The 14,822-nt window shown below is 39.8% G+C and carries 12 protein-coding genes; 3 read left to right on the plus strand and 9 right to left on the minus strand.

Going from position 1 to position 14,822, the window contains the following annotated elements:
- Positions 1–282 precede the first annotated feature (282 nt).
- Together F3G70_RS03375 and F3G70_RS03380 are read left to right on the plus strand one after the other, a co-directional pair.
- Positions 283–792, plus strand: a complete 510-nt coding sequence (locus F3G70_RS03375) for a GNAT family N-acetyltransferase (RefSeq protein ID WP_149731370.1) — start codon at positions 283–285, stop codon at positions 790–792.
- A 49-nt stretch (positions 793–841) separates the two neighbouring features.
- Positions 842–2,290 carry a dihydrolipoyl dehydrogenase family protein gene (locus tag F3G70_RS03380; protein ID WP_149731313.1) on the plus strand — a complete coding sequence of 483 codons (1,449 nt, stop codon included), beginning with the start codon at positions 842–844 and terminating at the stop codon, positions 2,288–2,290.
- Between the two features lie 159 nt (positions 2,291–2,449).
- On the opposite strand, the gene F3G70_RS03385 is transcribed toward F3G70_RS03380, so the two are convergent.
- Complete coding sequence (locus F3G70_RS03385; RefSeq protein ID WP_149731314.1) at positions 2,450–3,256, minus strand: DUF169 domain-containing protein; 807 nt, start codon at positions 3,254–3,256, stop codon at positions 2,450–2,452.
- Between the two features lie 94 nt (positions 3,257–3,350).
- Here F3G70_RS03385 and F3G70_RS03390 point away from each other — a divergent pair, with 94 nt between their 5' ends.
- Positions 3,351–3,905 carry a hypothetical protein gene (locus F3G70_RS03390; protein ID WP_149731315.1) on the plus strand — a complete coding sequence of 185 codons (555 nt, stop codon included), beginning with the start codon at positions 3,351–3,353 and terminating at the stop codon, positions 3,903–3,905.
- Between the two features lie 12 nt (positions 3,906–3,917).
- On the opposite strand, the gene F3G70_RS03395 is transcribed toward F3G70_RS03390, so the two are convergent.
- The 8 genes from F3G70_RS03395 to F3G70_RS03430 all read right to left on the minus strand — a co-directional run bounded on the left by F3G70_RS03395 (position 3,918) and on the right by F3G70_RS03430 (position 14,720).
- The gene (locus tag F3G70_RS03395; RefSeq protein ID WP_149731316.1) at positions 3,918–7,247 is read right to left on the minus strand and encodes a hypothetical protein; all 3,330 of its coding nucleotides are present in this window, start codon (positions 7,245–7,247) and stop codon (positions 3,918–3,920) included.
- 153 nt (positions 7,248–7,400) lie between these two features.
- On the minus strand, positions 7,401–9,503 hold the full coding sequence (locus F3G70_RS03400) for a DUF7657 domain-containing protein (RefSeq protein ID WP_149731317.1): 2,103 nt from the start codon (positions 9,501–9,503) through the stop codon (positions 7,401–7,403).
- Between the two features lie 53 nt (positions 9,504–9,556).
- Entirely contained in the window at positions 9,557–9,979 is a 423-nt protein-coding gene (locus tag F3G70_RS03405; RefSeq protein WP_149731318.1) for a hypothetical protein, read from the minus strand.
- Positions 9,976–11,118, minus strand: a complete 1,143-nt coding sequence (locus F3G70_RS03410; protein ID WP_149731319.1) for a toxic anion resistance protein — start codon at positions 11,116–11,118, stop codon at positions 9,976–9,978. Before F3G70_RS03410 ends, F3G70_RS03405 begins: the two co-directional genes overlap by 4 nt.
- 76 nt (positions 11,119–11,194) lie before the next feature.
- On the minus strand, positions 11,195–11,863 hold the full coding sequence (locus F3G70_RS03415; protein ID WP_149731320.1) for a hypothetical protein: 669 nt from the start codon (positions 11,861–11,863) through the stop codon (positions 11,195–11,197).
- Between the two features lie 36 nt (positions 11,864–11,899).
- Positions 11,900–12,877 carry a choloylglycine hydrolase gene (gene bsh / locus F3G70_RS03420; RefSeq protein WP_149731321.1) on the minus strand — a complete coding sequence of 326 codons (978 nt, stop codon included), beginning with the start codon at positions 12,875–12,877 and terminating at the stop codon, positions 11,900–11,902.
- Between the two features lie 12 nt (positions 12,878–12,889).
- Positions 12,890–13,687, minus strand: a complete 798-nt coding sequence (locus F3G70_RS03425; protein ID WP_149731322.1) for an amidohydrolase family protein — start codon at positions 13,685–13,687, stop codon at positions 12,890–12,892.
- A 130-nt stretch (positions 13,688–13,817) separates the two neighbouring features.
- Complete coding sequence (locus tag F3G70_RS03430; RefSeq protein ID WP_149731323.1) at positions 13,818–14,720, minus strand: cation diffusion facilitator family transporter; 903 nt, start codon at positions 14,718–14,720, stop codon at positions 13,818–13,820.
- Positions 14,721–14,822 lie beyond the last annotated feature (102 nt).

Here is a 14,822-nt window from a genome sequence, read left to right on the forward strand (position 1 = left end):
TCATTTTCTGCAAAAATAGCTGAATGCCCCGATTTGAATTTTCACCAAAAATAGGATTTATTCGGATTGGAGGATTAATGACATTAATTTACTGGCAATTTGGAGAGTGATTTCTTATCAGCCAATAATGCTTCTTTTTGGAAATGCTCATCTTATCGCTGATTTGAATTCTACCGGCATCTTAAATATTACCAGGTTATTCAAATATTCTAAAAAGAAAGTAGACATATTCGACGCAGTGAATAGGCAACATTAATAATGGTCAAAAACAAAGTTAATGTAATGATTTTAAAAAGCGAGAGACTTATTTTAAGGCCCTGGAAGGAAAGTGACGCTGAAGCGTTATATGAACTTGCAAAAAATCCCAAAATAGGACCTGTTGCAGGCTGGCCGCCACACAAAAGCGTTGAAGAAAGCCTAAATATCATAAACACGGTCTTTTCAAAAAGGGAAACCTATGCGATTGTAAAGGATTCACATCCAATCGGCTGCGTTGGACTGCTTTTCGGTGATGACGCCAATCACGAATGGGGCGAAGGCTCAGCGGAACTCGGATACTGGATTGGAGAGGAATACTGGGGAAAAGGATATGCCTTTGAAGCGTCACAGGCATTAATTAAAAAGGCTTTCAGCGAACTGAATGTGAAAAGAATCTTTGCAAGCTACAGGATTGAAAACACACAGTCAAAAAGGGTTTTGGAAAAGCTGGGATTTGAATACCTCCGTGAAATGAAAAACACAAATTACTTAAATGAAGAATTCAGAGAAACAGCTATGATACTTGAATATTGACTTAATTATAAATATTATTTAAAACAAAGTTTAATCTAAGTGATTTATTATGGATTATGATGTAATTTATATTGGAAGCGGAAACGCAGCATGGCAAGGCGGACGATTTTTAAGAAAAGCAGGCCTAAAAGTACTGATTATCGAAGAAAGCCTATACGGCGGAACATGCGCAAACAGAGGCTGCAATTCAAAGGCTCTTCTTGATGCGCCATATGAAATCAAGGCGCTTGGAGACAATTTCGAAGGCGTCGGAAAAGCAGGAAACTTCGAAGTAAACTGGCCGGAACTGATGAAATATAAACAGAAAAGGATTGCTGGAATGTCAATCTTTCTGGACAACAAGTTTGACGAATATGATTTGGACGTTGCCCACGGAAAAGGAGTTATAGTCGATGAACACACCGTTAAAGTGGGAGAAAAGAAGTTCACAACCGACAAGATTGTCATATGTACCGGCCTCAAACCTGTCATTCCAGACATTAAGGGGCGTGAATATCTCCATGACAGCACTGACTTTTTAGACATTGCGGATCTTCCAAAACACACCATCATCATCGGTGCCGGCTTTGTGGGAATGGAATTCGCATCAATACTGGCCGAAGCAGGCCTTACAGCTGACGTTATCGTAAGGGGAGACATGGCTTTGAAATACTTCCACCAGCCTTACGTTCAAAACGTGATTGAAATCCTGAAGGAGAAAAATATACGTTTCCATTTCAACGAGCAGGTAAAGGAGGTTCTCTGTGACGTTGAAATCGAAAATCCTAAAGAGAAAGTCCTTAATGTGGTTCAGGGAATGAACTCAGATGAAACACTAAGGGATCCCGAAGCCAAAGTGGACAATAAGGCCTATGAAAACGCATTTACGGTAAACTGCGAAAGCGGATTGAGTTTAAAAGGAGACTACGTCATTGCGGCCATGGGAAGAACTGCAAACGTGGAAGACATCGGCCTTGAAAACGTTGGGCTAACATACACCAAACAGGGAATCAAGGTTAACGGACACCTGCAGACTGCCGTTGAAAACATTTACGCTTCAGGAGACGTTGCCGATACCGGAATAGCCAAGCTCGTAACCGTTGCGATACATCACTCCAAATACCTTGCAAAAGAGATTCTGGGCGAAGCTTCTGAAATCACTTATCCAGTGATTCCTGCCGTTGCATATACGATACCTAGAATAGCTACCGTCGGCGTTCCCGCTTACGTTGGCGAGAAAAGCGATGAATATGACGTTCACACAATTAGATACGGAAGGTCATACTCTTTAGAGCTTAAAAACGACCTGACGGCTGAAGCCAAAGTCATTGTCGATAAGGATTTGCAGATTGTAGGTGCTGAAATATATGCTGCAGACGCCGAAAACGTGGCGAACATGTTCGCATTCATTATCAATCAAAAGATCAGCCTTGAAGAGCTTGACAACATGATTTACGCATTCCCTTCAAGCAGTTCAGTCTGTCTTTATAAATTACACAAGATTCATTACAAATTCTGAACATGGGTTTAATCCTATGTTCCCCCTATTTTTTTAATTGCAATAACGGTTAATTAAAACATGGTTAATCTCAATAAACATTAAAAATAATAAAGGAAGTTTTGATTTAATTAATTATGTTAAAAAATTAAATATATTTCAATGAGGAAATCTACATGACTAACCGTCATTAAAATATTTTCTAAAGAGTTCTGTTTGAATGACACTCTTTTTGCTGATTTTTTCAAGTTTCATGAAGAGCTTCCACGGCATGGCCAGCGTCAAATAATCATTTGGAATGAAATGCTTTGTCTTTGACCTTCCTGCCAAATCAATCGGTCCCAAAACCGGTACTGGATCGTCGCTTTCATCCTCTCTGAAAACGTAGCATCCGATTGACTGGCATGAAGATGCCTGGGGAGTCAGAAGGCATGCGTTTTCTGTCCTGAATGAAGTATTTAATTGAATTAATATGGTCAGTTCCATCGGATTCAGCGTAAATATTACGGATTTTGGCTCATCATCATCTTTTAAGTTTTCAATTCCCTTAAAGATAACGTACTGGCCATCATCATAAACCGGCCTGTTTTTGATGTTTTCCTTGGCGGTTTTAAAATCACAGAATATTCTCTCCCCTTCACGAAACATTTCGCTTACCCTTGGCATATTGTCCAGTCTCTTCTGGTAGGCTTCCTTGTCGGGAGCGGATTCGATTCCGCATGACAAAAAGGTTGCCTGAAAGTCCATTGCGTCCTCATCGGCAAAGCCGTCTCCCCATCCGAATCCTACAGAAACACCGCCGCAGGTGATGTTTTCCCTTCCGAAATATGTGGTTTTTCTCTTGGCGATGCACTGGGCTACAAAACTCATTACGCATCCGCCCTTGCCGGGCTTAGGCCCTATGGCGTCATCGGGTTTTGTATCTGACTTTAAAAGAACAATTGGAGGAAACCTCATCCCCATACTGTCTGAAATATAACTTTCCATTTTGATTACCTCAATTAACTATTGATTAATGGAATTTAAAAATATTACTAAATAAGATGATTGACAAATATCATTAAAAAAGGAAAATAGGAAAATGGAAATAACAAAAGAAATGATTGAAAAAATCTATGAAAAGCTTGATGAGGTCTCTCCCGTCGATTATGACTGCGGAAAGCTCTGCGGTGAGATATGCTGCAGCTATGACGATGAAGACTTTAAAAACAATGATCTTATGATTTATCTTCTTCCAGGCGAAGAATTAATCTATGAAGACGATGAATCATTTGAATTAAAGCATTTTCAGATTAATGAAATTAATTATCCCCATTCATGGAAAAAGGGAGTCTATACAGTAATCTGTAAAAATCCGCCAGAATGCAACAGAAAATTAAGGCCGATTCAGTGCAGAACGTTCCCGCTGATTCCCCACATTTCCAAGGACTTGAAATTCCACTTGATTTTTGATGAAAGCGAATATCCATATGAATGCCCATTAATTAATGATAATATTGAACTCAATGAGGATTTCATAAGAGAAACGTATAAGGCATGGAGATTTCTGCTTAAAAATAGATTAGTATTCGATTTGGTGGATATGGACTCCAGAAAAAGAGAAAATGAAAAAAGAAAATATAAAATAATAATATGAGGCGGTTAATCCTCATGAATTTATTGTAATTGTATTTGAAAGCCTTGCATATTCATAAGCTGACGTTATGATATATTGGCCAGGCATCAGGTTAATTGCCAGGCTGGCGTAACCTTCTGAATCGGTTATTCTGTCATAGAATACTCCATTAACGTTGAACTGAACCGTCTGATTTGTAAAGGCTTTACCCTGACCGTCAACCAGTTTTACCTTGAATCTTGTGCCGTCCTTATATCTCATGGTAATGTCATTTGCATACAATACAGGAAGCACCTTAATGGTATTTGAATGCATTAATCCGTTATATTCGCCGGTGATTGTGTATGTGCCCGGATTAAGGTTAATGTTCATTTTAGCCACACCTGATTCGTCAGTTACGCGTTCATAGAACACACCATTGATATTGAACTTGACTTTAACGCCTGCTCCGATAGGTTTGCCGTCACCGCCAAGAACCTGCATTGAATATTGGGAAGCGTTCCTGAAGTATTTGGTTAAATCCTTACCAGACAATACTCCTAAAACTGTAACCGTGTTACTGTACATTTCACCGTTTACAGGGTTCTGTGCAGTAATTATGTATTTTCCCGGATTAAGGTTGATGTTCATACGTGCAACGCCCTGATCATTGGTGTTTCTGGTATAGAAAACACCGTTGATATTGAAGCTTACAGCGGTATTCTTTAAAGGATTGCCGTTCTTGTCAAGGAATGTGGCGTAGTACTGGGTTGCGTTCTTATAGTATTTTACGATGTCCTGCCCGGAAATGGTAGGCTTGATTGTTATATTGTTTTTAACGTATGAAAAGTCATTGTTTCCGGTTCCAGGATAACATGCCAATATCTCATATGTTCCAGAGTTCAGGTTAATGGCTATTGAAGCCTTTCCGTTCGCATCGGTTGTTCTTGTATAGATTGAACCTGAAATGTAGAACTTGACGTCTTTTGAAGCCATTGCCCTTCCGCTTGCATCGGTTAATGTAACTTCATATCTGCTTCCGTCCTTATAATACATTTCTACGTTCCTGCCAACAAGGTTGGTGCCTGACTGGTCGGAATAAATGCATATAACACCGTTTGTTGTGGAGGAAGCGTAATATTTGCTTTCACCTGCAAAAGAAACTGAAATTTCATGATATCCGTTTGCCAGATTATTAATGACCAATGTAGCTCTTCCCTGACCGTCGGTTACCCTGTCGTTTCTTCTGGAGTCAACCGTGATGGATACCGTTTTTCCTGAAAGCTTGTTTCCTTTTGCGTCTGTTAATGTAACAACATAATTACCGCTCTGATTCGGACTTGTGAAAAGAAGGTTGTTTCCGCTTAGTGAAGTTTGAACTTTTCCTTCAACCGCATTGACTACGCGGGAAGCGCCGTAATTGCTGCTTGCCGCATTGACATTGACCTGGCCAGGTCCGCCGACATATGTGCTTTTTCCGACGTTTTCAGTGATGATGACATTTGACGGATTGAAATTAGGAGTAACGCTGACGCCGTACATAGGCAATTGTCCGCCTAATCCTGCACCGTTATTGGTTTTAAACCTTAGAACTTCAACAGGACTGTTTATTTCAATCTGTGAAGGAATGGTCAAGTCAATAATAACCCAGTTGGAAATCCTGGATACGTCATAATTGTGAATGTTGTTCTGGGAAACCTTGCCCTGTGAATTCCAGTAGTTAAATTCCAGGCTGACTATTGAACTCTGATAGGATTCGATGTCTGAACCGGTTTTACTTGCATAGTTGTTTTTGAAAATGTCATAGTTGGCAAGGAAAGCGGAACCTAACAGATAGACTGCACCACCATATATTGCGCTATTGGCTTCAAATAATGTTCCCTGAACGTTCAATGCACAGTTTTGAACATAAATAGCTCCTCCACTGTCTCCTGCACGGTTGTTTGAGAAGTAATTGTGATTTGATATGATTACTTCCTTAACATTGCTTGCCCTTATGGCACCGCCTGAAACTGATGCGGTATTTGATGAGAATACGTTTTCACCAGCCAAATCGATACGGTTTGAATCGATTATAAGCAATGCTCCGCCAATAGGCGCACTGTTTGAATTGAATGAGTTATGACCTTTTATTGCACCTGATGATTCAGCAAAGTATATTGCACCTCCGGAACCTGTGGCGGAATTTGAATTGAATACGCATGATGCGTCGATATTAAATCCTGAGCGGAATGTGTAAATGGCTCCTCCGATATCCGGACTGCCGCCAACTTGACTTTTGTAATTAGCGGAGTTTGATTCGAAGGTGTTGGAACCGTAAATAATGAAGTTTCTTGCCTGTTCATTGGATATTGCTCCACCCATACCTGCTTTATTATTTACAAATCTGTTGTTTCCAGACATTGTGAAAACAGAACCGTATAAACTGTTATCAATGGCTCCTCCCCTATAAGCGGAATTTGATTCGAATGTATTCTGTCCGCCCAAATAGAATGTACCGTTTTCATTGTTGATAGCACCGCCTTTAGCAACAGTTCCGGTTCTTGCCTTATTATTCTTGAATGTGTTGGTTCCAGTGATGTTTGCGTAAGCCTGGTGGTTGAATATTGCTCCGCCGTCAGCCTTACAGTAGTTATTGACAAAGGTGTTTTCACCGGACATGTACATCTTTGCATTGTCGAATGCGTTTAATATTGCACCGCCCTTACCTTCATCGATTGGAATGGCAGCTCCGCCGTCATAATAAGCGTAATTTGTATCAAACGTATTTTTTCCATTTATAACTAATGTGGAGCCTCCCCTATTGGAAATTGCTCCACCGTCCTGCCATACATGGTTTTCACGGAACGTGGTTCCTGAGATTTCAGTAAATGCGCCCAAATCAGTGGCAATGGCTCCTCCGTCACGGGCGTAATTGCTTATGAACTGACAGTTGATGGCAGTTAAGGTTCCCATGTTCAAAATGGCACCACCATCAAAATCTGAGCTAAGAGATTCAGGCAACTTACCGTTAATCAGCTGAACATTCTTTAAAGTTAACTGTCCTCCAGGAAGAATGGTAAATGATCTTCCAAGGAAGTCCGCACTGATAATATTTCCATTACCGTTAATTTCAATGTTTTGACCGGAATAAATCATTATTTCGGATTCACCCGCAACCCTCGTGATATGGCCGGTCAATGAAATGTTGTTGGACGAATACATCGCCTGCCTTAAATTTGTAAAAGTTCCACCTCCAACATCCGTTGAAAGAACAGCATCGTCTGCTGGAGTTTCAAGTATTGATGTTTCATTTGTATCATCCTCTGATGCGGATACCGAGGATACGGCAAGCATCAAAACGATAACACATAATGAAATGATAAAAATTCCTTTATGTTTCATTTTTAATATACTCCATTAAACTTTAATTATACTAATAGTTTTGATTTTATTAATTAATATGTTTTTTCAAAATTCAGTGAAAATCAAAGCCATTTTCTGACAAAAAGAAATTTAAAAATCAGTGAATTAAAAAATATGGTGAAAAATATTCAGCTAATGATAGGTTACGTGATAAATTTTAAATTCATTCTGCTGATATATATTCTCAAAAGTGACGTTTTCGTTGGAAAGCTCCGTCAGATTATTAGGGCTTGCAATATAGCTTACGTTAAGCTTCTGCAGATCATTGACATTGAAATAGATATGAATGATATCGACTGAAGCCAGGGCGAATGATGTCGGCGCATCATCCTGTAATATGAAGCATATGTGGGCATATCTGTTGTAGATGTCTTCTGATGCGTTATTCACATCTAAAGTATGCCATTTTTCCAAATCGGGATATGTATTAATCGAATTAATTGTTTTTGCACCAAGAGGAATCAGCGCATTGAGATACATGTCCTGCACAATCCAGTTTGCGTCGGGATCGCTTTCAACGATTTTTGAAACCTCCTGCATGTATGGTGAATCATAAACGACTTCCACTCCGGTATCGACAGGATTAACCAGCGCTCCGGTAAAGAAACACATTACTATGCAGGCTATTAAGAATATGCGTTTTCCCTTATCAGTTGATGAGAGAAATATTATTGCAAAGTAAATCGCATAGAACAGGACTAAAATGACAAGCATCCATTTTGCATAATAGCCTCTATATGCGTATCTGGATAAATAAACCACGACAAATGACAATGCGACTGAAATGCCAATAATTATCCTTTTGTCTGCAAACTCCTTTAAATCGCATATTGAACGGATAAGCATCAGGCATCCCACAAATCCGATTACGCTGTACAGCCGGATGTTTCTGACGTGTCCCCTTAACGTGATGTCAAGTATGAAATCCGGAACTGGAACGATAAATAAAACAATTAATATGGCATAAATTGCCAGAAGACCTAATAACAGCTTGTCTTTGGTTTTCTGATAGAATAGCACTATAAATGTCAGTATTATCGGGACAGGGAAGAAATCACAGAATGCTGATGTGTCAACGACGTTTAAAGGAATGCCATCAGGCATCACTGAGAAAAATATTGAAGGAACGTAATTGAAAAAGTACGTTAAATCCCCCATTCCGTTGAAAACCTCTTTTCCGGGATATGCCGTATTCATTAATATCTTAATCGTTTCCAGAGAGTTCGAAAGTACATGAGCCATTAAAATTGCAAAAAGTGCAATCACAAATGCGAAAATCGCCAGATCCTTTTTATTAACAGAGAATGTCTTTCTGTGCTTTAAAAATATCCAGCAGGCAAGCAGGACAAATACGTATGCGAAAGGTATCTGCCAGGACGGATACATCGTCAGCGCAAAGCCTCCAACGCAAATCATCAGTCCCAAAGCAATGATCAAACGCTTTTTGTAGTCATCACAGGTCATGTAGTAATGTATCAATAAGACACCGAGCTGTCCGAAAATCAGCATCTCCACAAGGCCGTTAATTGCAAACCACCATTGAATCAGCGGTGAAAATGTAATCAGTAAAGCGTATGCAAGAGCCAGGGTTCTGTTTTTGTCTGTAATGAGCCTTCCGAATTCGTATGATACCAAAAGGAGAACCACAAGACGTGATACCCAGAAAAATGACAGTCCGTAACCCTGAGGCAGGAAGAGATAGCCTATTAAAAATGGCTTAAAAATCATTGCGATGTCCCATACCGGCTGTCCGTAAATCAGGAACATGTCCGTTGGCGCTGCCCTTACGATGTCGCTGAAATACGAGAAGTTGTTCATGTACTGTGAAAAGGCAAGCATCGTATTTACATTAAACTCATCGGTTCTGATAGGCCTTGAAACGCCAAAGAGAGTGTTGTGCTTTACAAAGAAAGTGTTCAGCTCGTTGATGGATGAGCCGTGCAATTGAAAAGCGACGCATACGAGAACAAAAAGGGCCAGTATAGGAATCTTATATGTATCCAGCAAGTTTAAAAACCTGCTTTTCCTTTCCTCATCGATGAATATATAATAGATTATCGAAAAAAGAACCAGGAAAATAAGGAAGTGCTTAACTGAAAAATAAGTGGCAAATCCTGATAATGAGAATTTATATATTAATTTAGACTGTTCAACTAAGACAATATAGCTTTCAAGCAGAAATGAAACAATAACTACCAAAGCATATAATATTGTGTTTTTCTTAGTCAAATTCATAGAATTATTTTTATAAAGTATATCTAATAAAATTTTGCCTTGAAAAAATTAAGTTAATGGGTAATGGCATCGATTACCTTACCCAGAACGAAACCGATAATGGATACGGGAATTGCAAATATCAGCCCGAAAAGAATCCCGGCAATAAATCCGGCAAATACGCCGATAGTCACTGAGCTTATGAGAAAACCGAAAATGCCGAAACCGAAAAAAACAACTAAAGTGGCGCATTTCGTCTTTGCAAGCCTCATCTCGCCGGTGTACTTGTCACGCTTATACATCAGCTTTGCCTTAAGGGAGTCTTCGGGAGGTGCGGGATAAGACGGTTTTTTCTTTACAACCTTGAACTCATCGTTTAAGACCTCTACGTTTTTCTCAAACCTTTTTGCATCGTCGGTTTTAATGTTAACGCCGCATCGATGGCAGTATGAAGCATTCTCTTCGTTTTCAAATCCGCAGCTTTCGCACTTAATCATTTAATTAACTCGTTGTTGCTGGTTTCTATTTTATTTACGACTTTCTGACCCTCATCGGCCATGTTGCTGAACATGTTAATTGTCTCTTTCATTTTAGGAAGAGCCTGTTCCTTGTATGTGCTTACCTCTTCGATGGCAGCTATGGCTTCCCTGAATGAATTCTGCAGGACTTCAGGCGAAATCATGGCCTCGGCGCTGGACTTTTGGATTTCGGAGCCCTGTTCGCGAAGCATGTGGGAGGTGGATTCGATGATGTTTCCCGTGGTTTCGTTTAAAATGGTAATCTTGTCCATCACGATTTTCTGGTCGTATAATGCGCTTGCAACCATAACCCCTGTCCTTAATGCGGTCAGGGTTACGTTTTTGGCCCTGTTGACCCCACGGATCAGTTCCTTGTTGTTTCTTCTTATGACGTTAAGTGAAACGATACCCTGCTGGTTGATGACAATCATCTGCTGCATATCCATTATCCTCTGCCTCAGCGGGAAGAGTATCTCCTCTTTTACAAAATCAATCTTATCCTGACTGACGCCTTCTATTTCTGCCTGCTGAATCTGCATTTCAATTGATTCATCCATCTGCTTTCCAAGCTCGATTTCAGCAAGGAGCTTGTTTGTGATTTCCCTCAAGTAGTTTTCCTCACTCATAAGGGTAATGTTGTCGTTTTGAAGGACCTTGCTGCTGTGGTCAAGGGATTCCATGATTTCAGCTATTGCGGTTTCAGCCTTCTGGTATCTTCCGAAGTACTTTCTAACAGGATTGAAAATGTCACCCAATACGCCTTTTTTGGCGAAATCGATTTTACCCGGATCCAAGTCCTTCATCTGGGTGTTTAGTTCATAAAGCTTGTCCCCGATGTTTTCTGCATCCTTTCCTGAATTGTTGAAATCCGCAAAACGGGTTGTAAGCAGTTGATTCTTTTGTGATGAACGGGTCATTTCATTTAAGCCGAATTCCTCCAGTGGCTTTATGATGTTTTCCCTTTCAATAGGATTATCTAAATCAGCATCAAAAATAGCTACGGCATTGCTTTGTGCTTGGCTTTTGATATTGGAATTTTCTAATTTTTCCTGTTCTACTTTAATCGTATCATTTACTTCCTTTTCTATTTCATCTACATTAAGTGAAAATTCAGACATATCTAATACCCCTTGAAATAGTTATGTAAATATATAGGCAATGCTTACTTTTAAAGTTATGGTATTAAACTTGTTACTAATCATACTTCTTGACGGAATCTATGAGATGTTCCATGTCGTCAAAGAGCATGTCGACGTCCATTTCGACTTCCTTGTTTGAGCTGAGGTTGATAATAAGCTCGTTTGTCAAGTCGTCAATGTGGGCGATGATTGTCTTCATGTTACGGATTCTCTCTTCAAGCTCCCTGTCGATTCTCGGAGTCTTTTTCGTGGTCAGGTTAATGATGCTCATGGCGCTGTCAACCTGGGTATCGAAGACCTTTGTGCAGTTTTTAACCGAATCCATGAACTTGTCATAGGTAATCTGGGGAGGAGCGAAGGACTTTTCAATCAGGTTTTCGACAACCTTTTCCTTGGCGTCATATTCCGCCTTAAGTTCAGTGACCTGATTTTCATAATTCTTTAAAGGATGGGAATCGTCTACTTCAGGTGCCTTAGCCTCCTCTTTCGGCAGCGCGGACTTTTTGGCGTTCTGGCTTATGAGATAGCGAAGTCTTGTCTGCAAGCCTTCCTCACTTACAATGTTCAGCTTGATTTCTTCCTTGATTTGGCTTTTGATACGCTCTCCGGTTTTCAAATCGATATTGTTTGCCCTTAAGATAGCCTTGTAGCCATCGCTTAAGGTAAATCCGCCGGTCAGTTCCTCCAGCTTTTCTTCTGCAGGTGATTTTTTAAAGATTCCCATTTTATTAACACCAATAAATTCCTTTGTTTTTTATAATTAATTAATGTATGCAATTTGCTCTTCGGTTTCCAGTCTGTAATTAATTAGTTCGGCTGAATCCAAATCCTCACTCATCAGCTTTACGGCAGTTATCTGGCTGTTGGAGTATGTCCTGTAGTATAAAACGGCCTTGTTTGTATTGTAGCATGACGTATAAATAGTATACTCGTACAAGTCAGGGTCGTTAATGAAGGTACAGCCGTTCTGCTGCTCGACTGAACCCAGGATATGGAAAAACTGGGATACACTTTCCTCTTCACCGTCTGATGAAAATGAATTTGCCCTTGTAAAGGCCACCTTTGCAAACCTTGAGGATGATGAGAGGTCTCCCGGAAGCCCGATGGCCCCCATTCCCCTTGAGTATTCATCCAAGTCGAAATCCTTTGAGAACGTGTTTTCGGGATTTCTGTTTGAAAGGCTTCTGTAATCGTTTAATGTAAATAATTGCTTGTCGAAGGGAGGATTGTTCGTTAAAACTCCGACAGGATTGTCATATACTTTAAGTCCGTCCTTTAGAGGCTCCACGACTATTGCTCCCGTATCGTCTGATATCATCCAGTGCAAAGGAGACAACGGAAGCTCCTCTGAAAAGTTGATATTCACCAGATTAATGTTTTCAAGGGCCTTTTTAACCTCGCTTACGTTTGAGTATGTGCCCAGTATATATGGAATGAATTCGAAAGGTGTGACATTAACCATACCTTCTTTTTCTTCAAGATAGACTGCATTTCCTTCGAAGTTCAGCCCGGCTATTGACAATCCTTTCTCGTTGCATGCGTCATAATATAGAGGGTATCCGTCGACGCCTGCCGCAACGCCAATAATAGCATAATGTGATTCGATATCGTCAATAAGCCTGTATTCGAATTTGTAATTTCTGGGAGTAATAGTTACCCTTTCGTTATAGGAAATTTCATAGTCAAAGTTTCGACCGAAATAATGGTCTTTAGTTATATAATTGCTTGCAGTACACATTTAAAACACCTTTTAGTCTATTTTAAGAAGCTTTGCCGCATTTTCATATAGAATCATTGATCTTTCCTCATCGGTTAAATCTATCTTGTTGAAATACTCCATTTCGCTTTCGGATTCCCACATCGGATAGTCCGTGCCCCACAGCACCTTATCGGCGCCGTATGCGTGAATCAGTTCCTTTGCCGTTTCGGGAGAAAGAGCATATAAGCTTGAGCTTAAATCAACGTAAAGATTTGGCGTTCCCGCAAGCTTGGAAGTGGCTTCCTCCCACATGCTCCATCCTGCAAAATGGGCTCCGATAACGGTCATGTCCGGAAACTTATCCAAAAAGGGTTTTAACTGTTCGGGATTTGAATAGCTGTATCTGAAATCTCCGCAGTGAATCAGAACCGGAATATCAGCATCGTTTATCGCTTCACCTATCCTGAATGCGCGCTCCTCATTTAAGGCGAATAGCTGGAAATCCGGATGAAGCTTGACGCCCTTAAGGCCCAATTCCAGAAGATAATCAACATCGCCTGGAATGTCCTCGCTGTCGGGGTGGAGGGTTCCGAATCCAGTGAATATGTCCGGATGACTTTTGACTTCGCCGCTTATGAATTCGTTTATGGATCTTACCTGTTTCGGCGTCGTTGCAACGGAATGAACCAGATAATGAACAACTCCGACTCTGTTTCCGTCTTCAAGTAAACCGTCAATCTTTCCGTTCAATGACATATCCAAATCATAAAAATCCCTTATTCCCATAACAGCCTTTGAAGCTATCTTTTCTGGATAAATATGACAATGAGCATTAATCACTTTCTGCATAAAATTTAACCACCTGAATATAATAATATGATATTTGAATTTCATATCTAAAATAGTTTATTTTTGAAAAAAATATGAAATAACAAAAACTGATTCTGTTCAAATTGAGAAATAGAGGAAAATATCAAAATCAGTCATCCTTCTTATCATTGCACTGGTCTTCATCAAATGGACAGGGTTTTACCGAAACATATCTGATTTCAGGTATCTGTAAAATGTTCTGCTCGACCTGGGATGTGACTTTATGGGCTTCCTGAACTGTTAGATTGGCATCCACCTTAACATGCAAATGAACAATCAAATATGATGCAAAATTATCTATCAGAATATTATGTGCATCACTTGCATTGGGAGTTTTGTTGGCTTTACGCCTAATCTTTGCAGTCAAATTATCATGATCCGGAACAAAACCCATAATATGGAGAACATTTTCTTTACCGATTTCATATGCAGTTTTTAAGATTAAAATCCCTATAACAAAACCAATGATTGGATCAAGCATTGGAAATCCCATTTTTGCTACAGCAACACTGATTAAAATGGCTATTGATGTATATATGTCTGTTCGCTGATGCTGACCGTCCGCTTCAATAGCCGGACTGTTGATTTCCCTTCCGATTTTAATGATATATCTGCTGATAACAAAGTTTAAAACTATGCCCAAAGCAGCCATTATCACCACATAATTATCAGGGGCGACAATGCTGCTTGGATTCTCCAGTTTATGGTGTGCGCCGTCCATAATTTCGAAGCTGATGAAAGTTAGGAAAATCACGATTACAAGTCCCGCTAACGCTTCAGCACGGCCGTAACCTTCAGGAAATCTTTCATCTGCAGGCCTTTGACTTAGTTTAAACCCGATATATGCAACGATGGATGTTACAATATCGGTAAACGTATGCATTCCCTCAGCAACTAACGCATAGCTTCCACCTAACAATCCAACAACAATATTTAAAACAGTCAGCAAACAATTTGAACCTATCGCAATCATTGATGCTTTTTTTCCTGTTTTACTACGATCCTGTTCCACTTAAAAATCCCCAAAAAATATTAAACCCATGAATGTTCAGTAATGTTTCCATGGTATACAAAAAATTATTCATTCTTTAAATATAAATATAATTTTCATCAT

Origin of the sequence: Methanobrevibacter millerae (assembly GCF_900103415.1) — an archaeon.
GTDB lineage: Archaea > Methanobacteriota > Methanobacteria > Methanobacteriales > Methanobacteriaceae > Methanocatella > Methanocatella millerae.

What these genes read in the sequence shown, in the direction of transcription:
- bsh (WP_149731321.1), bottom strand. Translation starts at nt 12,877, where the DNA reads ATGTGTACTGCAAGCAATTATATAACTAAAGACCATTATTTCGGTCGA.
- F3G70_RS03390 (WP_149731315.1), top strand. Translation starts at nt 3,351, where the DNA reads ATGGAAATAACAAAAGAAATGATTGAAAAAATCTATGAAAAGCTTGAT.
- F3G70_RS03405 (WP_149731318.1), bottom strand. Translation starts at nt 9,979, where the DNA reads ATGATTAAGTGCGAAAGCTGCGGATTTGAAAACGAAGAGAATGCTTCA.
- F3G70_RS03415 (WP_149731320.1), bottom strand. Translation starts at nt 11,863, where the DNA reads ATGGGAATCTTTAAAAAATCACCTGCAGAAGAAAAGCTGGAGGAACTG.
- F3G70_RS03410 (WP_149731319.1), bottom strand. Translation starts at nt 11,118, where the DNA reads ATGTCTGAATTTTCACTTAATGTAGATGAAATAGAAAAGGAAGTAAAT.
- F3G70_RS03425 (WP_149731322.1), bottom strand. Translation starts at nt 13,687, where the DNA reads ATGCAGAAAGTGATTAATGCTCATTGTCATATTTATCCAGAAAAGATA.
- F3G70_RS03385 (WP_149731314.1), bottom strand. Translation starts at nt 3,256, where the DNA reads ATGGAAAGTTATATTTCAGACAGTATGGGGATGAGGTTTCCTCCAATT.
- F3G70_RS03380 (WP_149731313.1), top strand. Translation starts at nt 842, where the DNA reads ATGGATTATGATGTAATTTATATTGGAAGCGGAAACGCAGCATGGCAA.
- F3G70_RS03400 (WP_149731317.1), bottom strand. Translation starts at nt 9,503, where the DNA reads ATGAATTTGACTAAGAAAAACACAATATTATATGCTTTGGTAGTTATT.
- F3G70_RS03375 (WP_149731370.1), top strand. Translation starts at nt 283, where the DNA reads ATGATTTTAAAAAGCGAGAGACTTATTTTAAGGCCCTGGAAGGAAAGT.
- F3G70_RS03395 (WP_149731316.1), bottom strand. Translation starts at nt 7,247, where the DNA reads ATGAAACATAAAGGAATTTTTATCATTTCATTATGTGTTATCGTTTTG.